The sequence below is a fragment of the Streptomyces sp. NPDC056486 genome (assembly GCF_042795295.1).
In the GTDB taxonomy this organism is placed as follows: domain Bacteria; phylum Actinomycetota; class Actinomycetes; order Streptomycetales; family Streptomycetaceae; genus Streptomyces.
This window is the reverse complement of the sequence record NZ_JBHTSF010000296.1, coordinates 1-4,752: the sequence shown is the minus strand read 5'-3', so window position 1 is coordinate 4,752 and position 4,752 is coordinate 1. Positions and strand designations below refer to the sequence as shown.

4 protein-coding genes are annotated in these 4,752 nt (G+C 69.9%); all 4 read right to left on the bottom strand.

Annotation, left to right across the window (positions count from 1 at the left end):
• Positions 1–28: 28 nt before the first annotated feature.
• Positions 29–787, bottom strand: coding sequence for a DUF3159 domain-containing protein (locus ACFQ7F_RS45360; protein ID WP_383285491.1), 759 nt, complete (start codon positions 785–787; stop codon positions 29–31).
• A gap of 3 nt (positions 788–790) precedes the next feature.
• Positions 791–1,189 carry an OB-fold nucleic acid binding domain-containing protein gene (locus tag ACFQ7F_RS45355; RefSeq protein WP_383285488.1) on the bottom strand — a complete coding sequence of 133 codons (399 nt, stop codon included), beginning with the start codon at positions 1,187–1,189 and terminating at the stop codon, positions 791–793.
• Between the two features lie 89 nt (positions 1,190–1,278).
• Positions 1,279–1,995, bottom strand: a complete 717-nt coding sequence (locus ACFQ7F_RS45350; RefSeq protein ID WP_383285494.1) for a response regulator — start codon at positions 1,993–1,995, stop codon at positions 1,279–1,281.
• 62 nt (positions 1,996–2,057) lie between these two features.
• Positions 2,058–4,604: an ATP-binding protein gene (locus ACFQ7F_RS45345; RefSeq protein WP_383285485.1), complete on the bottom strand. Its 2,547-nt coding sequence runs from the start codon at positions 4,602–4,604 to the stop codon at positions 2,058–2,060.
• Positions 4,605–4,752: the final 148 nt, after the last annotated feature.

The window sequence follows — 4,752 nt, the reverse complement described above, 5'->3', positions numbered from 1 at the left end:
GCGTACAAGCAAGCAAGCGTCTTGGCGATCAGGCCTCTTTGCGGTGCTGTCCCGCGGCCTTGCGCTCCTTCTCGGCGTTCTCCTCCGCCTCCATCTCCGCGAAGACGTCGATCGGCGCGGGCGCCTTCGCGAGGAAGACCCAGGTCAGCCAGACGGCGAGCAGGAACGGCGGGATCTTCAGGGCGATCAGGACCCAGCCGAACTGGGTCGTGTCCCCCCACCAGTAGAGCGGGAAGAGGATCGCGCACTTGGCGAGCAGGATCAGGCCCCAGGCCCAACTGGCCTTCGTGTACGCCTTCTTGCGGCCGGGGTTGCGGGTCCGCCAGGAGAGGTTCTCCTTGAAGACCGGGCCGAGGATCAGGCCGATCAGCGGGACACCCGCGAGGGCCGTGATGATGTAGGCGAGGGCGAGGCCCAGGGTGTAGAGCATGCCCGGCAGGTAGAAGTCCTTGGCGTTGCCGGTCATCATCGCGAAGACCACGCCGAAGGCGACACCGAAGACGCCGCTGAAGGCGTGCTTGACGGTGCCCTTCATGACCAGGCGGACCACCACGAGCACCAGGGACACCGCGAGGGCCGCGATGGCCGACATGTGCAGGTCCTTGTTGATCGTGAAGATGGTCACGAAGAGGAGGCCGGGGACGACGGTCTCCACCATGCCCCGCACGCCGCCGAACGCCTCGAAGAGCGCGGCCTCGGTCACGGCCCTGGAATCGGCTTCCTCATCCGTGGTTCCGTGGCCCGCGCTTCCGTGGTCCGTCTCCGTCGGCTTGTCGAGGGACGTCACCGGCTACTCCCGTCCGAGGGGTCTGAGTTCGTATTTCGGGTTGAAGAGCACCCGGCGGCCCCGGCTCATCGAGACCCGGCCGGACGCGATCAGCTTGCGCCCCGGTTCTATCCCCACGATGGAGCGCCTGCCGAGCCACACCACGTCCAGTGCCGCGGAGCCGTCGAACAGCTCCGCCTCAAGGGCGGGGACGCCGGCGCGTGGTCGCAGGGTGACCGTGCGCAAGGTACCAGTAACCGTGACTATCTGGCGGTCGTGGCAGTCTCCGATACGGGTACACCCCGCCGTCTCGGCGTCCTCGCGCAGCTCCTCCGACTCCAGGTCCTCCTGGGAGGACGACAGCCGGTCGAGCATGCGCCGGAAACGGCCTGCCGGCTTCTCGGAACCAGGAACAGCACTCATACACGAAGCGTACCGGGGGTCACCGACAGCGCCGCAATGGGTGCGCTCACCTGTGCCTATGCCCGCTCAGTCCGGCCCCGACCCTTGACTCATCGCTCGAACCTGTAACCCATTCCCGGCTCGGTGATGAAGTGCCGCGGATGCGCGGGGTCCGTTTCCAGCTTGCGCCGCAGCTGGGCCATGTAGACGCGCAGGTAGTTCGTCTCCGTGCCGTACGAAGGGCCCCAGACCTCCTGGAGCAGCTGCTTCTGGCTGACCAGGCGCCCTGTGTTGCGCACCAGGACTTCGAGGAGATGCCATTCGGTGGGCGTCAGGCGTACGTCGCGCCCGCCGCGGTTGACCTTCTTGGCCGCCAGGTCGACCGTGAAGTCCTTGGTGTCCACCATCACGTCGTCCTCGCCCGCTCCGGCGGGCTCGGCCCTGCGGATGGAGGCGCGAAGGCGGGCGAGGAGCTCGTCCATGCCGAACGGCTTGGTGACGTAGTCGTCGGCGCCCGCGTCGAGCGCCTCGACCTTCTCGTCGGAGCTGTGCCGCGCGGAGAGCACCAGGATCGGGACGCGCGTCCAGCCGCGCAGGCCCCTGATGACCTCGACCCCGTCCATGTCGGGCAGACCGAGGTCGAGCACGATCACGTCGGGGTGGCGAGCGGCGGCGAGCTGGAGCGCGGTGGCTCCGTCCGGGGCGGCGTCCACGTCGTACTTGCGCGCCTTCAGGTTGATCACGAGGGCGCGGACGATCTGTGGCTCGTCGTCGACCACGAGCACCCTCGTGGGGGTCCTGGGGTCTCCCCCGGGAGAGTGCGGCATGCGCGTCTGCCTTTCGGGCCTGTGGGTCTTGACGGCGGGGGCCGTCTTGTCGGTGGGGGCGGTCATGAGGTGGCCTGGGCGGAGAGATCCGGCAGGACCGGCGGTCCGCCCGCCGCCGCCCGCAGGGTGAGGACCATGGTGAGGCCGCCGCCCGGGGTGTCCTCCGCCTCGAGCGTGCCGCCCATGGACTCCACGAAGCCGCGTGCGACCGCGAGGCCCAGGCCCACGCCCGCACCGCGCGGAGCGTCACCGTAGCGCTGAAACGGCTCGAAGATGCGGTCCTTCGCTCCATCAGGGACACCGGGACCGCGGTCCACGACGCGCAGTTCGACCCGGTCGCCGAGCGTGCTCGCGGAGACCAGGACCGGTTCGGCGTCAAGGCTGTACTTGACGGCGTTCTCGACGATGTTGGCGACCGCACGCTCCAGGAGGCCCTTGTCGACGGTGACCATGGGCAGCGTCTCGGGGATGTCGAGGTCCGCGCTGCCGTCGGGTACGCCGCCGAGCGCCATCGGGACGACCTCGTCGAGGTCGATCTCGCGGATCAGCGGGGTGACGGTGCCGGTCTGCAGGCGGGACATGTCCAGGAGGTTGCCGACCAGGTGGTCGAGGCGGTCGGCGCCGTCCTCGATGCCTTCGAGGAGCTCGGCCTGGTCCTCCTCCGACCAGGCCACGTCGTCGGAGCGCAGGGACGAGACGGCGGCCTTGATGCCCGCGAGGGGCGTACGCAGGTCATGGCTGACGGCGGCGAGCAGCGCGGTGCGTATGCGGTTGCCCTCGGCGAGGGTGCGCGCCTGCTGCGCCTCGTCCTTCAGGCGCCTGCGGTCCAGGACGACGACGGCCTGCGCGGCGAACGCGGCGAGCACTCTGCGGTCCTCGGCGGGCAGCACCCGTCCTGACAGGGCGAGGGCCATGTGGTCGCCGACCGGCATGTCCACGTCCGCGTCCTCGGGGCGCTCGATCGTGCGGCCCTCGCCGACCCGGCCCGCGCAGGTCCAGGGGGCGACGTCGCTCTCGCGCTCCAGGAGGGCCACGGAGTCCATGCTGAAGGTCTCGCGTACGCGTTCGAGGAGGGCGTCAAGGCTGGTCTCGCCGCGCAGCACGCTGCCCGCGAGGAAGGAGAGTATCTCCGACTCCGCGCGCAGCCTGGCGGCCTGGTGGGTACGCCGTGCGGCGAGGTCCACGACGGAGGCGACGGAGATCGCGACGCCCACGAAGACGACGATCGCGACGATGTTCTTGGAGTCGGAGATCGTCCACAGGTGCTGCGGCGGCGTGAAGTAGTAGTTCAGGAGCAGCGAGCCGAAGGCCGCCGAAGCGAGGGACGGGAGGAGGCCGCCCAGCAGTGCGGCGGCGACCGTGAGCGTCAGGAAGAGCAGCATGTCGTTGGCGAGGCCGAGGTTCGCGTCGACATGGGTCAGGAGCAGGGTCAGGAGCGCCGGGCCGCCGACGCCCACCAGCCAGCCCCAGATGGACCGGGACCGCCCGAGCCGTGCCCCGCGAGCCACGGGCAGGCCGCGGCCCTTGGCGACCTCGTCGTGCGTGACGATGTGGACGTCGAGGTCGGGACCCGATTCGCGGGCGACCGTCGCGCCGACGCCGGGTCCGAAGATGTACTGCCAGGACTTGCGGCGCGAGGAGCCGAGGACGATCTGGGTGGCGTTGACGCCGCGGGCGAAGTCGAGCAGCGCGGCCGGTATGTCGTCGCCGATGACGTGGTGGAAGGTGCCGCCCAGGTCCTCCACGAGGGTGCGCTGGACCGCGAGCTCCTTGGGCGAGGCCGCGGTCAGGCCGTCGCTGCGGGCGATGTAGACGGCGAGGATCTCGCTGCCCGAGCCCTTGGCGGCCATCCGGGACGCACGGCGGATCAGGGTGCGGCCCTCGGGGCCGCCGGTGAGGCCGACGGCGATGCGCTCGCGGGCCTGCCAGGTGGAGCGGATGTCGTGCTCGCCGCGGTACTGCTGGAGGTATTCGTCGACCCGGTCGGCGACCCAGAGCAGCGCGAGCTCGCGCAGGGCGGTGAGGTTGCCGGGCCGGAAGTAGTTGGACAGGGCCGCGTCGACCCGGTCGGGCTTGTAGATGTTGCCGTGGGCCATGCGGCGGCGCAGCGCCTGTGGCGACATGTCGACCAGCTCTATCTGGTCCGCGCGCCGCACCACTTCGTCCGGCACGGTCTCGCGCTGGCGTACGCCGGTGATCGACTCGACGACGTCGCCGAGGGACTCCAGGTGCTGGATGTTCACGGTCGAGACGACGTCCATGCCCGCGGCGAGCAGCTCCTCGACGTCCTGCCAGCGCTTGGCGTTGCGGGATCCCGGGACATTGGTGTGCGCCAGTTCGTCCACCAGGGCGACGGCGGGCGCCCGCTCAAGGACCGCGTCCACGTCCATCTCGGTGAACAGGGTGCCGCGGTAGTCCAGGTCCTTGCGGGGCACCTGCTCAAGGCCGTGCAGCATCACTTCGGTGCGGGGCCTGTCGTGGTGCTCCACGAAGGCCACGACGCAGTCCGTGCCGCGCTCGATGCGGCGGTGCGCCTCGGACAGCATCGCGTACGTCTTGCCGACGCCCGGTGCCGAACCGAGGTATATCCGAAGCTTGCCGCGTGCCATGGCCCCATTGTCTTCCCGAATCCGCTCTGTACGCAGCGTCGACCTTACGGCTAACAATTCCCGCGAAACGGACGAAGGTGCGCCCAGGGGCTCTCTTTGACGCAACCCTGATGTGCCAGGTCGGGCCGTGCGCGCGGCGTGGTCGCAC